General features: G+C 47.5%; 18 protein-coding genes. 11 read left to right on the top strand and 7 right to left on the bottom strand.

The window, feature by feature from the left end:
- Positions 1-6 precede the first annotated feature (6 nt).
- Positions 7-765 (top strand): TatD family hydrolase, encoded by a 759-nt coding sequence (locus UM402_RS09295; RefSeq protein ID WP_058578713.1) that lies wholly within the window; start codon positions 7-9, stop codon positions 763-765.
- 21 nt (positions 766-786) lie between these two features.
- On the opposite strand, the gene UM402_RS09290 is transcribed toward UM402_RS09295, so the two are convergent.
- Complete coding sequence (locus UM402_RS09290) at positions 787-1410, bottom strand: YtjB family periplasmic protein (protein ID WP_322295288.1); 624 nt, start codon at positions 1408-1410, stop codon at positions 787-789.
- A gap of 26 nt (positions 1411-1436) precedes the next feature.
- Between UM402_RS09290 and serB the strand changes: the two genes are divergently transcribed.
- Entirely contained in the window at positions 1437-2087 is a 651-nt protein-coding gene (gene serB / locus UM402_RS09285; RefSeq protein ID WP_058578714.1) for a phosphoserine phosphatase SerB, read from the top strand.
- Here serB and UM402_RS09280 read toward each other — a convergent pair.
- Positions 2073-4577, bottom strand: coding sequence for a PilZ domain-containing protein (locus UM402_RS09280; RefSeq protein WP_058578715.1), 2505 nt, complete (start codon positions 4575-4577; stop codon positions 2073-2075). The two genes, serB and UM402_RS09280, sit on opposite strands and share 15 nt — an antisense overlap.
- Before the next feature lie 62 nt (positions 4578-4639).
- On the opposite strand from UM402_RS09280, the gene radA reads away from it, so the two are divergent.
- From radA to UM402_RS09260, 4 genes are read left to right on the top strand one after another with little or no spacing between them, the layout of a single operon-like run.
- Complete coding sequence (gene radA / locus UM402_RS09275; RefSeq protein WP_053952619.1) at positions 4640-6004, top strand: DNA repair protein RadA; 1365 nt, start codon at positions 4640-4642, stop codon at positions 6002-6004.
- Entirely contained in the window at positions 5994-6812 is an 819-nt protein-coding gene (locus UM402_RS09270; protein ID WP_058578716.1) for an ABC transporter substrate-binding protein, read from the top strand. The genes radA and UM402_RS09270 overlap by 11 nt, the downstream gene beginning before the upstream one ends.
- Positions 6805-7797 carry a FecCD family ABC transporter permease gene (locus UM402_RS09265; protein WP_053952617.1) on the top strand — a complete coding sequence of 331 codons (993 nt, stop codon included), beginning with the start codon at positions 6805-6807 and terminating at the stop codon, positions 7795-7797. Before UM402_RS09270 ends, UM402_RS09265 begins: the two co-directional genes overlap by 8 nt.
- A 5-nt stretch (positions 7798-7802) precedes the next feature.
- Positions 7803-8552 carry an ABC transporter ATP-binding protein gene (locus UM402_RS09260; RefSeq protein WP_058578717.1) on the top strand — a complete coding sequence of 250 codons (750 nt, stop codon included), beginning with the start codon at positions 7803-7805 and terminating at the stop codon, positions 8550-8552.
- Between the two features lie 6 nt (positions 8553-8558).
- Here UM402_RS09260 and ettA read toward each other — a convergent pair whose 3' ends face one another.
- Positions 8559-10223, bottom strand: a complete 1665-nt coding sequence (ettA, locus tag UM402_RS09255; protein ID WP_053952615.1) for an energy-dependent translational throttle protein EttA — start codon at positions 10221-10223, stop codon at positions 8559-8561.
- A 159-nt stretch (positions 10224-10382) separates the two neighbouring features.
- On the opposite strand from ettA, the gene glyA reads away from it, so the two are divergent.
- Genes glyA through ribBA form a run of 4 tightly spaced genes read left to right on the top strand, consistent with a single transcriptional unit; the run spans position 10383 to position 14390 of the window.
- On the top strand, positions 10383-11639 hold the full coding sequence (glyA, locus tag UM402_RS09250; protein WP_053952614.1) for a serine hydroxymethyltransferase: 1257 nt from the start codon (positions 10383-10385) through the stop codon (positions 11637-11639).
- A gap of 51 nt (positions 11640-11690) precedes the next feature.
- The gene (gene nrdR, locus UM402_RS09245) at positions 11691-12140 is read left to right on the top strand and encodes a transcriptional regulator NrdR (protein ID WP_053952613.1); all 450 of its coding nucleotides are present in this window, start codon (positions 11691-11693) and stop codon (positions 12138-12140) included.
- Complete coding sequence (gene ribD / locus UM402_RS09240; RefSeq protein WP_058578718.1) at positions 12133-13263, top strand: bifunctional diaminohydroxyphosphoribosylaminopyrimidine deaminase/5-amino-6-(5-phosphoribosylamino)uracil reductase RibD; 1131 nt, start codon at positions 12133-12135, stop codon at positions 13261-13263. Before nrdR ends, ribD begins: the two co-directional genes overlap by 8 nt.
- An 11-nt stretch (positions 13264-13274) precedes the next feature.
- Positions 13275-14390, top strand: a complete 1116-nt coding sequence (ribBA, locus tag UM402_RS09235; protein WP_053952611.1) for a bifunctional 3,4-dihydroxy-2-butanone-4-phosphate synthase/GTP cyclohydrolase II — start codon at positions 13275-13277, stop codon at positions 14388-14390.
- Here ribBA and UM402_RS09230 read toward each other — a convergent pair.
- Genes UM402_RS09230 through UM402_RS09215 form a run of 4 tightly spaced genes read right to left on the bottom strand, consistent with a single transcriptional unit; the run spans position 14371 to position 17744 of the window.
- A complete protein-coding gene (locus UM402_RS09230; RefSeq protein ID WP_058578719.1) occupies positions 14371-15276 on the bottom strand; it encodes a ketopantoate reductase family protein in 906 nt (301 codons plus the stop codon). The genes ribBA and UM402_RS09230 overlap by 20 nt on opposite strands.
- Positions 15266-16606: an AmpG family muropeptide MFS transporter gene (locus UM402_RS09225; RefSeq protein ID WP_058578720.1), complete on the bottom strand. Its 1341-nt coding sequence runs from the start codon at positions 16604-16606 to the stop codon at positions 15266-15268. Before UM402_RS09225 ends, UM402_RS09230 begins: the two co-directional genes overlap by 11 nt.
- Positions 16606-17196, bottom strand: a complete 591-nt coding sequence (locus UM402_RS09220) for a peptidylprolyl isomerase (protein ID WP_058578721.1) — start codon at positions 17194-17196, stop codon at positions 16606-16608. The genes UM402_RS09225 and UM402_RS09220 overlap by 1 nt, the downstream gene beginning before the upstream one ends.
- Positions 17196-17744, bottom strand: coding sequence for a YajG family lipoprotein (locus UM402_RS09215; RefSeq protein ID WP_058578722.1), 549 nt, complete (start codon positions 17742-17744; stop codon positions 17196-17198). Before UM402_RS09215 ends, UM402_RS09220 begins: the two co-directional genes overlap by 1 nt.
- 129 nt (positions 17745-17873) lie before the next feature.
- Here UM402_RS09215 and UM402_RS09210 point away from each other — a divergent pair, with 129 nt between their 5' ends.
- Positions 17874-18962: a ketoacyl-ACP synthase III gene (locus UM402_RS09210; RefSeq protein WP_058578723.1), complete on the top strand. Its 1089-nt coding sequence runs from the start codon at positions 17874-17876 to the stop codon at positions 18960-18962.
- Positions 18963-18975: the final 13 nt, after the last annotated feature.

The raw sequence follows: 18975 nt of genomic DNA, 5'->3' as shown, positions 1-18975 counted from the left end.
CTTATTATGCGGCTCTTTGATACGCACTGTCACCTCGATTTTGATGTCTTTGATAAGGATAGAGAGGCGGTGCTGGAAAGAGCCAATGAGGCCGGCGTAAAGCGATTTATGGTGCCTGGGGTGACACGAAACCAGTGGGAGAAGCTGACATTTTTAGCAAGTAAGAACACGAGTTGGTCTTATGCACTGGGTTTGCATCCCTGGTTTATTGAAGAGCACGACATCAGCGATATCGAAGTGCTGGAGCGGACGCTGGAGCAGAAAAAGGGGCAGGTAAAAGCGGTAGGAGAAATTGGTCTTGATAAAACCTGCCCGGACTATGACAAGCAACATACGCTTTTCATTCGTCAGCTTGAGCTGGCAAAGCAGTTGAAACTACCGGTTATTATTCACCACCGTAAAACGCTCGACCGTACTCATGCCGATATTAAGAAGTACGGGCCTGAGCGAGGTGTTATTCATGCGTTTAGCGGCAGCCATCAACAGGCGATGAAGTTTGTTGAGCAAGGCTATAAGCTCGGTGTTGGGGGAGTGATCACTTATGACCGTGCACAAAAAACAAGGCAGGCTATCCAAGAAGTACCGGTAGAAAGCCTGGTACTCGAAACCGATTCACCCGATATGCCGCTGTCCGGGTATCAAGGACAGAGAAATGAGCCTTATCGAGTGGCTCTTGTGTTAGATGCTTTAGCTGAATTAAAAAGCACTGATAAGGAAGCGCTGGCGTCACAGTTATGGCAGAACAGTGTCGAGCTGTTTAGCTAAAGCTAATATCAAAAGTAGCGCCTATTTCTGCCAGTAACGGTCTCGTATTCGGTTAAAACCCAGCATAATAAATACGCCCGCTAGCATGGCGAGCAACAACAGTACTTTGCCTTGCTGCATTAGCCCGTCGTGCGCTTGTCTGCTTTGGGCTAACAAAGTACTTTTATCAAATACGACCTGGATATAGCCACTGATATTTTGCTCTTCGTTAATTTCTTCAACCAGTATCCACGGCTCGGCTTCTAAACTGGCTGTCGGCCAGTCGATAATCGACGTTGCCGCTCCGGAGGTGACGATATTTTCACCAAAACGATCGCGAATAACCGCAGACAACACATGAGGTTGGCTGGTGACATAGTCGACAAGCTGCTGTAGGTTGTCCGTTTCCTGTTGCTCAACCCAGTAATGCGCTTCATGCTCAACCTGCTGCATCAACAACTCAGTTATTGATTGGGTTTGGTTAAAAAGTTGCTGCTGTGACTGAACACTGGCAATATTCCAGACGTTCATAATAATAAATAACAAGCCTGCCGCAGCACCAAGTCGCAAAGCACGTTTGGTCGCGATGTGCATAAAAGCGCGAGTCTTATCTTGCAGCAACCAACTTTTTAGTGGCTGCCAGAGATTAGTTTGTTGAGTACGCATAAAACAGGTTCAGGAGTTTTTGGTTCATGAAGTGTCCGTCTGGTTTAATCGTTTTCGATATGGATTCTACCTTAATTGGTATTGAGTGTATCGATGAAATTGCTCGACTCAATGACTGTTATACTAAAGTTGCGGAAATAACAAAAGCCGCCATGGAAGGAAAAATCGACTTTAGTGAGTCGCTGCGTCAGCGTGTCGCTTGCCTCCAGGGCGTTAGTGAGTCTTCACTGCAGCGCTTATTTAACCCCATTCCTTTGCATCCTGGCGCGCAAGAATTGTTTGCCGAATTAAAAGAAAAAGGTTGGCGGCGAGCTATAGTATCAGGCGGATTCACCTGGTTTGCTGACAGACTGGCTGCTGAGCTTCAGGCCGATGCTGTGGTGGCTAATCAGTTAGAAGTGAAGGACGGACAGCTAACGGGGCGCGTAGTAGGTGACATTGTTGATGCAAAAATTAAAGCCCAGTCGCTTCAGGATTTAGCCAATCAATGGGGCATTCCTATGTCGAAGACGGTCGCTGTTGGTGACGGCGCTAATGATGCAATGATGCTGGAAAATGCAGCGGTTGGTATTGCTTATTGCGCTAAACCGTCACTTAAGCGTATTGCGGATTATTGCATCGAAGAACCTGACCTGCGTCAGGTTCTTACCTGTTTAAGTCACTCAAAGCTTCTCTAACCATGCGGTTAGTCGTTGCTCTTGCTCGTTAACTGAAGCGGTGTCGGGTAGCACGAAATTGAGTAAACTTGAGGTGATATCGATAGTCTCGGCAACACCGAAAATTTTCCACAGCTCTTCTTCCAGATCTTCTGCTTTATAAGCGGCGTAATAGCTCATATAAGCCAATTCGGCTTGAATAAACTGGATGTCCGGTTTGCCGGCTCTTGATAAATTGACAGTAATGGCACGGAATACCGAATTCGGCAGGCACTGGTCAATAAATCCGTGGATGTCGTCGGAGGCATCTGTTGCGCACCACTGCGTCTGAACAATGTATTCACCATTTTGACGATAGAGCCGGATCAGGAGCAGAAGAGACTCTGGGAAGGCATCTCTCTCCATAGACTTGAGTTTGGGCTCAAGAGTATCAGCTACAGCGTTTCCACGCAGCAGGGGTTGTAAGTTAATAATGGCGTCTCGACTACCCGGTAACTTCTGCAGCATGCGTAACCAACCTGACGTCCATTGAGGCATACCAGCCCGACGCGCAGATAACTGTTTCTGTTTTGAACGGTTAAAGAATATGGGTATTGCTGCTGGCGCTTCACAGTAAAGGTTTCTTAAGCACAGAGGGAGTCCATTAACGGATGTATTCTCGACTTGAAGCTTCAGTACGTCTCGCTGCTCGCGGATAAGAAAACGAATAAAATCTGAGCCTTGGTGTGGCTCTGCCGTTGTATCCGCTTTCAGCCGTAAGGTCGTCCCCGCCCGGTCTGTTGAAGCAACAATGTACGGCAGTTCATTGAGTTTGGCTTTTTTATAGGTTTTCAAGAAGCCCGTCATGGAGATATAAACCGTATCGCCCGCATTGATGCTTGCCGGGTTATCCATTTGTACCTGTAAGCCACTAATGGAAAGGTCGATAACCATTGCGTCCCTGACAAACTTGCCTGCTTTGACGCGGCAGCGGCTGCGATAATTGAAACGTCTTTCTTTGCGCAGATTAAGGAACTCCAGACGGGCTTCTTTGGTTCGTAACGGCACAGCGGGTGGATGTGCGAACGCCTTTATGGACGGCAGCTCAGCTTTATTAAGCTCGACCGTTGCTAAACCGGAAACACTGGATGTGACGTCTGAAACCGCGGCCAAATACTTCAGTGGTTTCACCGCTTGCTTCACTTCTGCTGAAGGCGGATTTATGCGAAACGGCACTTTTATATGCTCAGGAACAGCTTGTGGCTGCCATGCCCGCTCACTGTCACTGCGGCGAATATCAACCTGGAGTACTCGCCAGGAGGCTTTTTGACGGCCAAAGGCAATGTAAGTATCCCAAAGGCCGGAGCGCTTTAATTCATCAGCGGTGGCCGAGTAGTGATAGATTTTGCCGCGAGCTGTTATTGAAAAACTCAGGACGATAATTTGTGCAGTCCCCTGGGTCTCTATTTGCTCGAGAATTTGCTGGCTCCGCCGAACATTAAATATCGAGCCGAAACTAATTTGGTTCAGCTCATTTAACCAGGTGTCTAAAATAAAACGGTTGTTGTCTGTGGTTAATACATAATCCGCAATTAGCCGTTTATTCGCTTCTGAAAAGTAAACCGGTAACTGACGCGTTCTTGGCAAGAAGAATTGCTCATGCCCTTTACTAATGACACTGTCGTAGGTGTTATCAATATTAACGCGGTAGCGTTTTTTGTAGCCGTTGATGAAACGCTGGAAAAAGCTATCAAGTTCGTCGGAGCGAAACTCTGATTCGCGGCTTAAATTAATGTACTGTTTTCCATCAATGTGTTGTACGCCAACAACAATATAAGGAATGCGCATTCCCGGGTCGACGGTAAACTCTTTGGCTAAACCAATAAAAGATAATTCAACCTTGTCTTGTTCGGTTATGTCTCTTGATTCGTCGAGCCTTACGCGCATACCGGTAATGGATATATCGGCGGTTATACCTTTGAATTCCTGCTCTGCGTCATCGGTTAAAAGTACATCTATGGTAAAATTCATGCGCTCTTCTGAGCGGTATGGATAACGACCGAAGTTAAAGGTCTCCACTAGGTAGGAATAAGGCTCATTAGATTCTGTTCTAAAAGGTGACTGGCCGCTCACTGGTTCGGCATTTTGAGAAGCGAGACTTTGTGCGTAAGCGCGCTCTTCTTCCTGAGCCCGGCGGAGTTGGTTATCGGCATCAAGAATTTGCTCAAACGTGTCCTGAGTGAAGACGCCTTTATAGGTGTCTAAGCCTTTCTCAAAAATTTCTATAGCAACGCTGTCGAGCTGATGCCTGCGACCCTGATGCTCATAAGGAAAGCATTCGTCATCGACTTGATTCCGTAAGTCAACCGTTCGACGACAAGGAGCGGCGAGTCGGTTAAGCTCCATTTTTAATTTGAAACGAGTGGGACCATCCAGATCTTTGGTTAAGGCCTGGAAAATAGCGTCGAAATCAGAATCGTAAACAACGGGTTTCAACTGATCAATTAATTGGTCAAAATAAGAATTTGGCATCAAGATCCATTTTTATTCGTTATTCTTGAATATTACCTCATATTAAAACGAGAAGCAGATTAATGGCAAAAGCAAAAATGGCATATGTGTGCAGCGACTGTGGCGCGGACTTCCCGCGCTGGCTAGGACAGTGCACAGAATGTAAAGCATGGAATACCTTAACCGAAGTTCGGCTGGCATCAAAGTCGGCTTCACCTGTCGTTGCCCGCCAGGGGTTTGCCGGTATGACCGAAAGCAAAGTGCAAACGCTCAGCGAGGTTGACCTGCAGGAAGTTCCGCGCTTTAGCTCAGGCTTTAAAGAGTTCGACCGTGTGCTGGGTGGGGGCGTCGTGCCCGGCTCAGCTATTCTAATTGGAGGCTCTCCCGGCGCTGGTAAGAGTACCTTGTTGTTGCAAACGCTTTGTCAATTAGCAGAAAAAATGCCGGCGTTGTACGTGACGGGGGAAGAATCATTACAACAGGTCGCTATGCGAGCGCAACGCCTAAACTTGCCGACAGATAAATTACGGATGCTGTCGGAAACCTCGGTTGAAACGATTTGCCAGCTGGCTGACAAAGAAAAGCCCGCCATTATGGTTATCGATTCAATACAGGTTATGCACTTGGCGGACATTCAGTCGGCGCCAGGTAGCGTGTCTCAAGTGCGGGAAGCGGCAGCTTACTTAACGCGTTACGCAAAGCAAAAGAATGTCGCCATTATTATGGTCGGGCATGTGACCAAAGAAGGCTCTCTGGCAGGCCCTAAAGTACTGGAGCACTGTATTGACTGTTCAGTTATTTTAGATGGCTCTTCAGATTCTCGCTATCGGACCTTGCGCGGCACCAAGAACCGTTTTGGCGCAGTGAATGAGCTTGGGGTTTTTGCCATGACAGGCGGTGGTTTAAAAGAGGTGTCGAATCCATCGGCGATATTCCTGCAACGTGCTGAAGAACAAGGCAACGGCTCTGTCGTCATGGTGGTTTGGGAAGGTACCCGACCTTTACTGGTGGAAATACAGGCGCTAGTCGATTACTCCGCACTGGCGAATCCACGTCGGGTTGCCGTAGGTCTGGAAGCAACTCGCTTGGCGTTATTGCTCGCCGTTTTGCATCGCCATGGCGGCTTACAAGTATCCGATCAAGATGTTTTCGTTAACGTGGTTGGTGGGGTGAAAGTGGCAGAAACCTCAGCCGATTTAGCCTTGTTGCTAGCCATTGTGTCGAGTTTCAAAGGAGACCCGTTGCCGAGAGAGTTAGTTGCTTTCGGCGAAGTTGGTTTAGCCGGCGAAATTCGTCCTGTGCCAAACGGGCTGGAGCGATTAAATGAAGCGGCGAAGCATGGCTTCAAAAAAGCCGTGGTGCCTATTGCCAATAAACCTAAAACGGCGCCGGAAGGCATGGAAATTATTGGTGTTAAAAATCTGCAGCAGGCACTCGATGTCATTTAAACTGACAGCCATAGCTGTACTTTTTGGGGCACTAACAGTTTTGGTACTAACAGCGCCTGTTCAAGCAAAGGAAAGTGCGCGCTGGGTGTCGTTAAATCAATGTATTGATATTGCTCTGGCACGATGGAGTGAACGACAGGAGCTTGTTGGTATCACGCGCCTGCATGACGAAAACGAGTTGACGGGTGTGGCAAGACATAATGGAACGCTGGAGAGCATACTGGCGCTAAAACCGACAAAAGTTTTTGCAACGGAGTTTAACCAGCCCAGACTGGTTAAAGCGCTAAAAGGTTACGTGGATGTTGTGGTGCTGCCGCAACCGAGAAACTGGGAGGCTTATGAGCAGTGGTTGAGTATTATGGCCAACCAAACGGGTTATCCAAGAAAGGTAGAGCAACATAAAGCGGAATTACAGCGTTCTCTCATTGCGCAAGCCGGGAGCCAGTCTGCAATAGTGATTATGCCTAATCAATACAGTTGGGGTCAGGGGAGCTGGACCGACACGCTATTCAAAAAAATGGGCTGGAAAAACTTGGCAGCAACGGCCGGTTATGACTTAGTATCGGTCGATCTCGAGCAGTTAATAACCTGGCGACCTGGCATTGTCATTATGGAAGGATTCACTGAAGATGCGGCGACGGCAGACTTCGCACTGGCTAATATTTGGCGACATCACCCTGTGGTGCGAAAGTGGATATCGGAACAAAACAAAGTTCAGTTTATTCCTCACGAGACATCGTCTTGCCCCGTAGTGAATGCGAATGCTTATGTCGAAGCGCTTGGCCATAGGAGAGAAAACATTGAGTAGTATCGTCAAATGGGTGTTAGCGCTTACTCTCTTGATTATCGCTCTCTCCGCGTGGCATTTGTCGCAAGGCAGTAGTGGCTTAACGCTATGGGACTGGTGGCGAACCGATGCATTATCGGCTTATCAGCAGGCCATATTGGCTGATATTCGTTTACCACGACTGGTTCTTGCAGTAGTCAATGGCGCGGTGCTTGGACTGGCTGGCGCTGCCATGCAGCTTTTGCTCAGAAATCCGCTCGCAGAGCCCGGACTTACTGGCGTCTCATCCGGGGCTGCGTTAACGACGGTCGCTGTGCTTTATTTTGGTTTGTTGCCAACGTTCTCCTGGCTTTTACCCTTTATCGCATTGACCGGCGGCTTAGCCGCTATCGTTGTCGTGGTGGTAATGGCGGGAAATTATGCCGATGTGAACCGGGTCATTTTAGCCGGTGTGGCTATTTCCTCTTTGGCAGGAGCTATTATGGCATTGCTGCTGTACCTGGCGCCCAACCCATTCGCTTTTCAGGAATGGAGCCAGTGGACCCTTGGAAGCCTTGCAAACCGGGGCTGGTCACATGTGAATTTAATGCTGCCTTTTGCTTTAATCGGCGCAGTATTGGTGTTAACTCAGTCTCGCTTTTTGACGGCGTTAACCTTTTCCGAAGAAACCGTCGTTAGCATGGGTTATAGCTATCCGACAAGGCGTAACTTAGTACTTATAGCCGTTGCATTACTGGCAGGTAGTAGCGTAGTCAGCGTTGGAATTATTGGTTTTGTGGGGCTGTTGGCACCGCATCTGGTGAGATTAGTCGGGCTTAATCACCCCAAACAAGTTCTGTCGATGAGCGCCTTGGCTGGAGCTGTACTGGTGCTCTCTATCGATATTTTTGTGCGCCTTATTAGTGTTGGTCGGGAACTGCCATTAGGTGTGGTTGCGGCAGTTATTGGGGCTCCTTTACTTATTGCTTTACTGGTTAGACAGAAATCTCGGCAGGCGGTGAGGTAGACACAATGCTAACAATAGAAAATGGCAGCCTGAAAGGTGTGACTCGGCAGCGCTTAAATAACATTACACTCTCTATCGATAGCGGTAAATTGGTGGGCCTAATAGGCCCTAATGGTGCCGGTAAAAGCTCATTACTTAAAGCCATAGCCGGCATTGAAACAGCATCAGGACGTTTTTCCTGGAATCAGCAGCCGTTATCAGCTATGAAGGACACTGAGCGCGCTAATACACTGTCATACATGGCTCAAGATGACATCCCCCAATGGGATATGACGATGGCGGATATCATCGATATTGGTCTGCTCAAAAGGCGTATATCCCGTTCAGAGCGGCAACGGCGTATCGACAACGTGTGTGCAACGCTTAATCTGTCGGAGTTTAACGGACATTCTATTCAGCGTTTATCGCGTGGTGAGCTGCAAAGGGTGCTACTGGCCAGGGCGTTAGTCGCTGAACCAGAGCTTTTACTCTGCGACGAACCGACCAATGCGCTGGATATTTATCACCAGCTCAATGTTTTACAATTGCTGAAAAAACAAAGCGAGCATGGAAGGTTAGTGATCATGGCTATTCACGATATTCCGCAGGCGGCTGAGTATTGTGATGAATTGATTTTACTGGATAAGGGTGAATTGGTTTGTCACGGACAACCATTTGAAGTGCTGACAAAAGCCAACCTGGCGGAGACCTTTGGGGTGCATGCAGACTGGATTTGCAATAAAAGGGGCGTGGCCTGGCAGCCTCGCCCCTTATAAAGGCTGTTAGCCGATAGGCTTATACTTAATACGGTGTGGCTCCATTGCCTGCTCACCGAATTTTTCTTTCATGTAAGCTTCGTAGTCGCTGTAGTTACCTTCGTAGAAGACCACTTCGCCTTCATCACGGTAATCCAGAATATGGGTAGCGATACGGTCAAGGAACCAACGGTCGTGCGAGATAACCATGACGGATCCCGGGAATTCCAGAATGGCTTCCTCAAGTGCGCGCAAGGTTTCAACGTCTAAGTCGTTGGTTGGCTCATCGAGCAACAGTACGTTGCCGCCGGCTTTTAACAGCTTCGCTAAATGCACCCGATTACGCTCACCACCAGACAATTCGCCAATACGTTTTTGCTGGTCGGTACCACGGAAGTTAAAGCGGCCAACATAGGCGCGACCATTAACCTCGAAGTTACCAATTTTAAGAATGTCATTACCGTCGGTAATTTCTTCAAAAACAGTCTTGCTGTCGTCCATGCTGTCACGGAACTGATCAACACTGGCCAGTTGCACGGTTTCACCTAATTCGATAGAGCCGCTGTCCGGCTTTTCTTCGCCGCTGATCATGCGGAATAAGGTGGATTTACCCGCACCGTTAGGACCAATAATACCGACAATGGCACCTTTAGGAACATTGAAGCTTAGGTTATCGATAAGCTGGCGCTTCTCGTAAGCTTTGCTAATACCATTAACTTCAATGACTTTGTCACCCAAACGAGGACCTGGCGGAATAAACAACTCGTTGGTCTCGTTGCGCTTCTGATAGTCACCACTTTGCAGCTCTTCAAAGCGGTTAAGACGCGCTTTGCTTTTCGCCTGACGGCCTTTCGGATTAGTACGTACCCACTCAAGCTCTTGTTTAATGGTGCGCTGACGAGCTTTTTCTGAACGCTCTTCCTGCTCCAGACGTTTCTCTTTCTGCTCCAGCCAAGAGGAGTAGTTACCTTCCCACGGAATACCATAGCCCCGGTCAAGCTCCAGGATCCAACCAGCAACGTTATCAAGGAAATAACGGTCGTGGGTAATGGCAACGACGGTACCGGTGTAATCGTGCAGGAAGCGCTCTAACCAAGCAACAGATTCAGCGTCTAAATGGTTTGTCGGTTCGTCGAGAAGGAGCATATCGGGCTTCGATAACAGCAAGCGGCAGATAGCCACACGACGGCGTTCACCACCTGACAAGTTGCCTATTTTGGCATCCCACTCTGGTAAGCGTAGTGCATCTGCAGCGCGCTCCAGAATGTTGTCGATGTTGTGACCGTCTTTTGCCTGTAGTAAAGCTTCTAGTTCGCCTTGCTCTTTTGACAGGGCGTCAAAGTCAGCATTTTCGTCAGCGTAAGCCGCGTAAATTTCATCGAGCTTAGCGAAGGCCTCTTTAACGTCCGCCACCGCTTCTTCAACGGTTTCTTTCACCGTTTTATTTTCGTCCAGCTCTGGCTCCTGAGGCAGGTAGCCAATTTGAGTTCCCGATAAAGCGCGAGCTTCACCTTCATACTCTTTATCAACCCCGGCCATAATACGAAGTAAGGTTGACTTACCGGCGCCGTTTAAACCTAAAACGCCAATTTTGGCACCCGGGAAAAATGACAAAGAAATGTCTTTTAATATGGTCTTCTTAGGCGGAACAACTTTGCTCACCTGAGACATTGAATAGATATATTGCGCCATAGCGACGTAAAATCCTTCCTATCAACAAAAAAGTTACTGCATAGTTTACTGTTATTTACGAACATCCCCAAACTTTGTTGCGCTGAACTAGGCACTCATTTGTGTTTTAAGGTAAAATACCCGACAAATTAAGACCATTTAACGATTTGGAGAGCTGTAATGCTGAAATCTGAGATGAACATTGCCGACTTTGATGCGGACTTATGGCAAGCGATGCAAGGCGAAGTTGAGCGTCAGGAACAACACATTGAACTGATAGCATCTGAAAACTACACCAGTCCGCGAGTCATGCAAGCGCAAGGGTCTCAGCTGACAAATAAGTACGCAGAAGGCTATCCGCACAAGCGTTATTATGGTGGCTGTGAGTTTGTCGATAAAGTCGAAGACTTGGCTATTGAGCGTGCAAAAGAGTTATTCGGTGCAAAATACGCAAACGTGCAACCGCATTCTGGTTCACAAGCAAACACTGCGGCTTTTATGGCATTAATGGAAGCGGGCGATACTTTCTTAGGCATGAGCCTGGCTCACGGTGGCCACTTAACTCACGGCTCTGGTGTTAACTTCTCTGGTAAATTGTACAACGCAGTGTCTTACGGTCTGGATGAAAGCACTGGCGAAATAGACTACGCCGAAGTTGAAAAGCTGGCGCAAGAACATAAGCCGAAAGTGATTGTTGCTGGTTTCTCAGCATACTCTGGTATTGTTGACTGGAAAAAATTCCGTGAAATTGCCGATAAAGTAGACGCTTATTTAATGGTCGATATGGCGCATGTAGCGGGCTTAATTGCTGCGGGTGAATATCCAAACCCTGTGCCTTATGCGCATGTTGTTACAACGACCACGCACAAAACTCTTGCGGGTCCGCGTGGTGGCTTGATCATTTCAGGTAGTGACGATGAGAAACTGCACAAGAAGCTGAACAGTGCCGTATTCCCGGGTAACCAGGGTGGCCCTTTATGTCATGTTATTGCTGGTAAAGCGGTCGCATTCCAGGAAGCCTTACAGCCTGAATTTAAAGCGTACCAACAACAAGTGTTAAAAAATGCGAACGTAATGGTCAAAGCAATGCAGTCTCGTGGCTATAAGATTGTTTCTAACGGCACGCAGAACCATTTATTCCTGGTTGACCTAATTGACAAAGACATTACGGGTAAAGACGCCGATGCGGCTTTAGGCGATGCATTTATTACGGTTAATAAGAATGCGGTTCCGAATGATCCACGTTCACCTTTTGTGACATCTGGTTTGCGTTTAGGTACACCTGCAATTACCCGTCGTGGCTTTAAAGAAGCCGAAGCTGAGCAGGTAGCCAACTGGATTTGCGATGTTTTGGACGATATTTCTAACGAAAGCAAAATTGCAGAAGTGCGTGAACAAGTAAAAGCGTTGTGCGCTAACTTTCCGGTATACGGATAATTACGCACTGTCGTTAAACGAGTCGTAAAGCGCACTTAAAGGAGTCAGGCAATGCATTGTCCATTTTGTGGCACACAAGACACCAAGGTTATTGATTCGCGCTTAGTTGCGGATGGCGCCTCGGTGCGTCGCCGGCGTGAGTGTAATCATTGCAAGGAGCGCTTTACGACCTTTGAAACGGCTGAGCTCATTATGCCGCGGGTTATTAAAACCGATGGCTCGAGAGAACCGTTCAATGAAGATAAGCTCCGCAATGGCCTGTTAAGAGCACTCGAAAAGCGCCCAGTCAGTCTGGAGCTTATGGAACAGGCTATCAATAAAATTAAATCGAGTATCAGAGCGACCGGCGAGCGCGAAATTACCAGCAACTTCATTGGTGGGTTAGTTATGGAAAACCTTAAGCAAATCGATAAAGTGGCCTATGTCAGGTTTGCGTCTGTTTACCGTTCGTTCGAAGATATTCGAGAGTTTGGCGAAGAAATCGCTCGTCTGAATGATTAAGCCGTCACAGTTAAAAACTGATCATGAAATGATGCACCGTGCGATAGAACTCGCGCGCCGCGGTATCATGACAACACGTCCGAACCCTGCGGTTGGTTGCGTCATCAGTAAGAACGATACAATTATTGGTGAAGGCTGGCATCAGCAGGCTGGCCAACCTCATGCGGAAATTCATGCCTTAAAGCAAGCAGGTGCCGAAGCGCAAGGTGCAACCGCCTATGTGACTTTAGAGCCCTGCAGCCATATGGGGCGCACTCCGCCCTGTGCAGATGCACTGGTTGATGCGGGCGTTGCCCGAGTTGTTGTTGCCATGCACGATCCTAACCCACGAGTCAGCGGTAACGGTATCAAGCGCTTGCATGAAGCGGATATTGACGTTTTGGTGGGCGTTTTGGAAAAGTCAGCAGAACAGCTGAATCCAGGTTTCTTGTCGAGAATGCGGCATCAACGTCCGTTTGTGACCGTTAAAATGGCGTCGTCACTGGATGGGAAAACAGCGCTGTCCGATGGCCGAAGCCAGTGGATAACCGGTCCTCATGCCCGGTCTGATGTACAGTATTGGCGGGCGCAGTCAGACGCTATTCTTACTGGTGCCGATACTGTTTTGAAAGACAATCCTATGCTGACCGTTCGCGAAAGCCAGTGGCCGAAAACACGGGCCCTGCCTGAACCGTTAAAACAGCCCATACGTATTATTATCGACAGCCAAAACCGAGTGACTGATGATGCTAAAATCTTTGAATCATCCGTACCGGTATGGTTAGTCAGATGCGAGCCGGGAAAACCGAGCCGCCATGCCCATTGCCACGAGGTTATAATTGATAAAGCAGACAGCGGAAAAGTTGATCTGAGCGCTTTGATGACTGAGCTGGCTAAACGGGAAGTGAATCAAGTTTGGACTGAGTGTGGTGCTTCGTTGGCCGCTGCGCTGATAGAAAACGGTTATTGCGATCGCCTTATGATGTACTCTTCGGGGCAGTTATTGGGCGATGCGGCACGTTCGCTATTTGATATTGAAGAACCAAAAAGTTTGGATAAAGCGGTACGTTTTAAGGTAACGGACCGCCGTCAGGTGGGTGATGACCAGCGGGTTATCGCGGTACCGCAACTCATAAAAGGATAAGGTTAAGCGTTATGTCATTGCATAGCACAGAAGAAATTATTGAAGACATCCGTCAGGGCAAAATGGTGATTCTGATGGACGATGAAGATCGCGAGAACGAAGGCGATCTCATTATTGCCGCTGAATGTGCGACACCAGAAGCCATCAACTTTATGGCCCGATACGGCCGTGGACTTATTTGCTTAACCTTAACTGAAGAGCGTTGTCAGCAGCTGAACTTACCGCTGATGGTGGACAAAAATAACGCGCCTTATGCAACCAATTTCACCGTTTCTATTGAAGCGGCAGAGGGCGTTACAACAGGGATTTCGGCAGCCGACCGCGCGAAGACTGTGCTAGATGCTGTGAAAAAGGATGCTAAGCCTGAAGACTTAGTTATGCCGGGACACATATTCCCATTAAAAGCAAAATCGGGCGGTGTATTAAATCGCGCCGGGCATACCGAAGCGGGCTGCGACTTGGCACGCTTAGCAGGGTTTGAGCCTGCTTCTGTTATTGTGGAAGTGCTGAATGAAGACGGTACTATGGCACGCCGCCCAGACTTGGAAGCTTTTGCGAAACAGCATGATATAAAAGTTGGCACAATCGCGGACTTAATCGAGTACCGCTCGACTCAGGAAAAAACGATTAAACGTGTTGCTGAGTGCTCATTACCGACAGCCTTTGGTGAATTTCATCTGGTCACTTATCAGGACACAATCGATAAACAAGTGCATCAGGCACTTGTGCATGGTGACATAGCGGAAGACAAAGTTACGAATGTGCGTGTGCATTTACAGGATACTTTCCATGATACGTTCTTAACGGACAGAGCCGCCAAGCGCAGTTGGCCAATTCAGAAAGCAATGTCTTACATTGCCGAGAATGACGGTGTTTTAGTGATTATTGGCCGCCAGCAAACGCCAGAAGATATTATTGCTCAGGTAAAAGAGTTTGAGGCGCAAGATCACGGTGAACATAAGCCAACGGCGTCGGCTTCAAATGCGTCACGTAATGTCGGCTTAGGATCACAAATATTGGCGGATTTAAATATTCATAAAATGCGCCTGATGAGCTCACCGAAGCGTTACTCTGCGCTGTCCGGCTTTGGCTTAGAGGTGGTCGATTTTATTGAGGATAAAGACTGACAAAGTCTTTCATGAGCTTTTCGTGAGCCGGCACTTGTAAGCCGGCTTTTTTTGCTTTTTTGATAATGTAACCCGTTAGGTAGTTAATTTCAGTACGGCGATTATGACGTATATCTTGTCTCATTGATGACTCATTATTTCGGGTTTCACCAGCGACTCTTAGTATTTCCTCGTAAACACTCTTGGCATCTAAACTGACCTGTTCGACGCGAGCAACACAGACTGCTTCGTTGACCAACGATTGAATAACTTCCTGCCATTCAGCCTTAAGCAGCTCGCCATTGTTACACTGATGAATGGCGGTTAACGGGTTTATTACGCAATTAATTAAAAGCTTTGACCAACGGCGGGCCTGAATATCGCTTTCAAAAAGAATGGGCTTAAAACTCTTTGCTAAAATCGCCTCGAAGTCTGCCTTATTTTCTTTCCTTTGAAGCCAGCTTCGACCTTTCCCACGGTGCTCAATGACAATATGTGTTGGCTCTTGAGCAAACTTCACCGCACCATGGGTGGTCACTAGGTGATAAATATTCAATGAGGTTAGTGAGTTAGGCAGCTCAAGCATACCGTTGTGACTCAGAATTATTGGCATGTCTTTGTGAAAGCCGGGAATCGCGGTGATCTCTTCCAAAGCATTTACGACATCAAAGGCTTTTACAGCAACAATAAACACCGAGTTTTTGACCAACTGACATTCCTGTGTCGGCAAAAAAGGTAATGTATAAGTGCTGCTGATTGCACCTTCTTTCAGAGTTAATTGGCCGTGTTCAGATTCTGTTTTTCGAGTTAAAACCGAGCATTGCTGCTTAGCTTCAAGCAAATGGCAGGCGATGAGTCCGCTAATAGCACCAGGACCTAATACATACCAATGGTAGTCAGTTTGCATCTCGTGCTTCCTCAAGCTTTTTCAGCGGCTTACGAATAAACCAAAGGAAACAAAGGCTGGGAATGACCATTACTGCCGTTAAAACGAAAAATAGCGCCCAGTTACCGTTCATTGAATCGACTAATACACCACTGTAGGAAGCCAATACCGTTTTACCTAAAGTTCCCAGCGATGCCATGAGTGCATACTGCGTTGCCGTGAATGTTCGGTTGCAGAGCAAGCTAATGAATGCAACAAAAGCCACAGTGGACCAGGCACTGGTAAAGCCATCAATAAGAACGGCACTTAAGAACAAATTGGTGTCGGGGCCGACAAGCGCAATCCAGGAAAACATTAGGTTTGAAGCGGACATGGCTAAGCCGCCAATAATCAGTCCTTTCACAATGCCTAGTCTTAGGTTTACGACACTACCTAACACTGCAAAGACAATAGTAACCCACCAGGTTACAAGCTTGGAATAGGTGCCAATTTCTGTGTTGGTAAAGCCAATTTCTTTATAGAACACAATAGACATGCGGCCTAAAAAGGCTTCACCAATTTTGAACAAGAAAATAAATGCTAAAAGTGACAACGCGAGTTTTATGCCGTTTCGCGTGAAAAACTCAGCAATAGGTGAAACAACGGTGTGCTTTATGCGCTCTTTGAAAAAGCTGAACCAATTCGATACAGGTTCGGCTGTCTCTGAAACGGCGGTATAAGTCGTGCGGCGAACAAGCAGTACAACCGCGGCCAAAAAGAGCATAACGCAACCAAGCCCGAAATAGGCGTGCTGCCAACTCCAGCTAACGCCGTCAACAATAAAAAAGGGCAAGGCACCCAGACCACTGTAACCCGTCCACCAACCGGCGGTAGCCATGGCAGCACCAGCGCTTTGTAAACGGCCTTCGGTTTCAGAAAACGATTCGATGCGGTAAGCATCAATAGCAATATCTTGCGTGGCCGAGCTAATAGCAATGGCTAATGCTGTTAAGCCTGCTATGTGCAGGTTATCGGTTATATTGAGGCTTGCTAGCGCAAAGCATCCAACAGCAATCGCTATTTGACATAAGAATATCCAACTACGTCGCTGCCCCAACCATTTGGTGAGTACAGGAAGCTTTACGTTGTCAATAAGTGGTGACCACAGGAAGTTAATGGAGTAGGCTCCGAAAACGGCGCCGAAATAACCAATTACGGAACGCGTTAAGCCTTCTTCCTGCAGCCAGGCTGATAGCGCTGAACCGATCATCACCCATGGAAAGCCACTGGCAATACCGAGTATGAAAATAACCCAGACACGCGACTGCTTATAGACGTCCATGTCCTGCCAAAAGGGGATACGTTTTTCCATTAACTTTGTGGCACTATCTCAATTCGCTTTATGACGGGCGGATTTTCAGGAACATCTCGCCAACCAGTTGCATCATCAAAGGGTTTTGATTCGAGCTTTGCCATTTTTTCCAGCACATCTAAGCCTTCAACAATACGTCCAAATACGGTGTAGCCCCAGTCGCCTTTCTCAGGATTCAGAGATGTGTTGTCGTTGAGGTTAAAGAAGAACTGGCGGGTCGCAGTGTGTGGGCCTCGCTCGCGAGCCATTGCAATAGTACCGTATTCATTTAATAGACCATTGCCTGATTCATTGACGATTTTCTCAAACGTGGGCTTTTCCTGAAAATCTTTATCGTAGCCTCCACCTTGAATCACAAAGCCGGGGACGAGGCGGTGAAAAACCGTTTCATTGTATTGTGCTTTCTTTACATAGCGAAAAAAGTTTTTAATGGTTAACGGCGCCGCTTCACGATTCAATTCGACGGTAATATTCCCCATCGACGTGACCATTTTTACTCGCGGGAATGGGTTGTCTGGCTGTATTTCCGCATTGGCCGGGGTGACGCAAGAAGCGGCCAGTAAGCTTGTTAATAAAATCCAAAACTTCATCAGTAAACCTCTCTCTCACTTAAGCGGAGTTTAGGGTCGTTAGCTATATCGTTCAATACATTATTCAACAGGCTACGAAACTGACGTTCAATAGTTGCCTGAGCTGGCTTCAAAGCACCGCTAGATTGCGCTTTGCCTGTATAAAAGTTGCTGTAACGGCGGTTATCTCTAACCGCTTCTACTCGTATGCGGACATGATGTTCTAATTCATATTTCAACGCACTGGTTTTTGCATCAATTAACGCTTTTTCTATGGACACATACCATTTTAACCCTTGCCCGCTCGGCGCACTGTCGGTTAATGGAGTAAGTGCATCCTGGACAATTTTGGTCAGTGGTTGTTGGGGCGGTGCAAATATCGCCTTGTCGTCATCTTTCTTGTGTCGATATAAGTAGGAGTATGTTCGCGTATCGATGACGTCAAGTTGGTTCACTTTTATCGAAAAAGTGTCATTGATTGGTGCCGTGCTAATAATGAGCGGGTCTGGCTGGCTTGAGCAAGCCGTTATAAATGAAGCTGAAATAATTATAAGAATGAAACGAAGCATAACCGTTGTCCTTTTTCCTCAGATACATTCACCTGACAAATATTCGTGCTATGATACGAGCAAATACTGCCGTCTCGACGTAGCTTAGCACGCAGACAGCATTTACTGACAGAAGTAAAAGGTTTTGCCGTGACAAAATATGCAGAAATCACGGGTTGGGGAAAATGCCTTCCGCCGGCCATTATGACAAACGATGATCTTGCCACTTTCCTGGAAACCTCTGACGAGTGGATTGTTTCGAGAACGGGTATCTCGGAGCGACGCGTGAGTCACGTGGGCACTTCGGAATTAGCCACAGTCGCTGCACGCAACGCATTGGCTGCGGCGGACTTAGATCCGAATGAAATTGATTTGATTATTGTTGGCACCTGTACTGCAGATGAAATTATTCCGAATGTGGCGTCTGCTGTGCAGCAGCGTATTGGCGCTAAAAATGCTGCTGCTTTTGACCTTAACGCGGCTTGTAGTGGCTTTTTATATGCCATGCATTTCGCGACTCAGTCGATAAGAACGGGTGCGCACAGTAAAGTCTTACTGATAGGCGCGGAGTGTCTAACTCGTATTCTAGACTGGACGAAGCGTGAGAGTGCGGTGCTCTTCGGTGACGGAGCCGGTGCTATGGTGTTGGAAGCCTCGGACAATGAAGTTGGATTGTTAGCGAGTCACGTAAGTTGTGATGCCGATGCTCGTGATGTGCTGAGCCTTGATTTTGGCTTTAATTTCGACCGCTTTAACTTCGACGGCATTATGCAGTTTGACTTTGTTGGTCAGGAAATCTTCAAGCGAGCGGTTAAAGGTATGAGCGCCGCTGTGGAAAACGTTTTTGAACAAACTGGCATGACGACGGAAGATATCGATGCACTTATTCCACATCAGGCGAATAAACGCTTAATCGACTTCCTGGGCAAAATGTGTAAAGTGCCGAGTGAGAAAACCGTTATCAATATTCAGAAGTACGGCAATACCTCTTCCGCAACACTTCCTATCGCTTTTGCTGAAGCGGCCGACAACGGCATTATTAAGCCTGGTGATAGCATTATGTCAGCGGTATTCGGCGGCGGCTTGACTTGTGGGGCAGGGCTGATTAAATGGGGTGATCGAGTAACCCCTAAAAAGCCAAACCAAATGGAACTGCCTGCGGGTGATAAAAGTGCATTGGATATTATTGTACCCATGCATGAAGCAACGGCCAAAGCCTGGAAAAAGCGAGAACAATAAAAGGATAGGTTTG

Source organism: Idiomarina sp. OXR-189 (assembly GCF_034373425.1).
Lineage (GTDB): Bacteria > Pseudomonadota > Gammaproteobacteria > Enterobacterales > Alteromonadaceae > Idiomarina > Idiomarina zobellii.
Note: the sequence above shows the minus strand (reverse complement) of the source record. Positions and strands in the feature narration are given on the sequence as shown.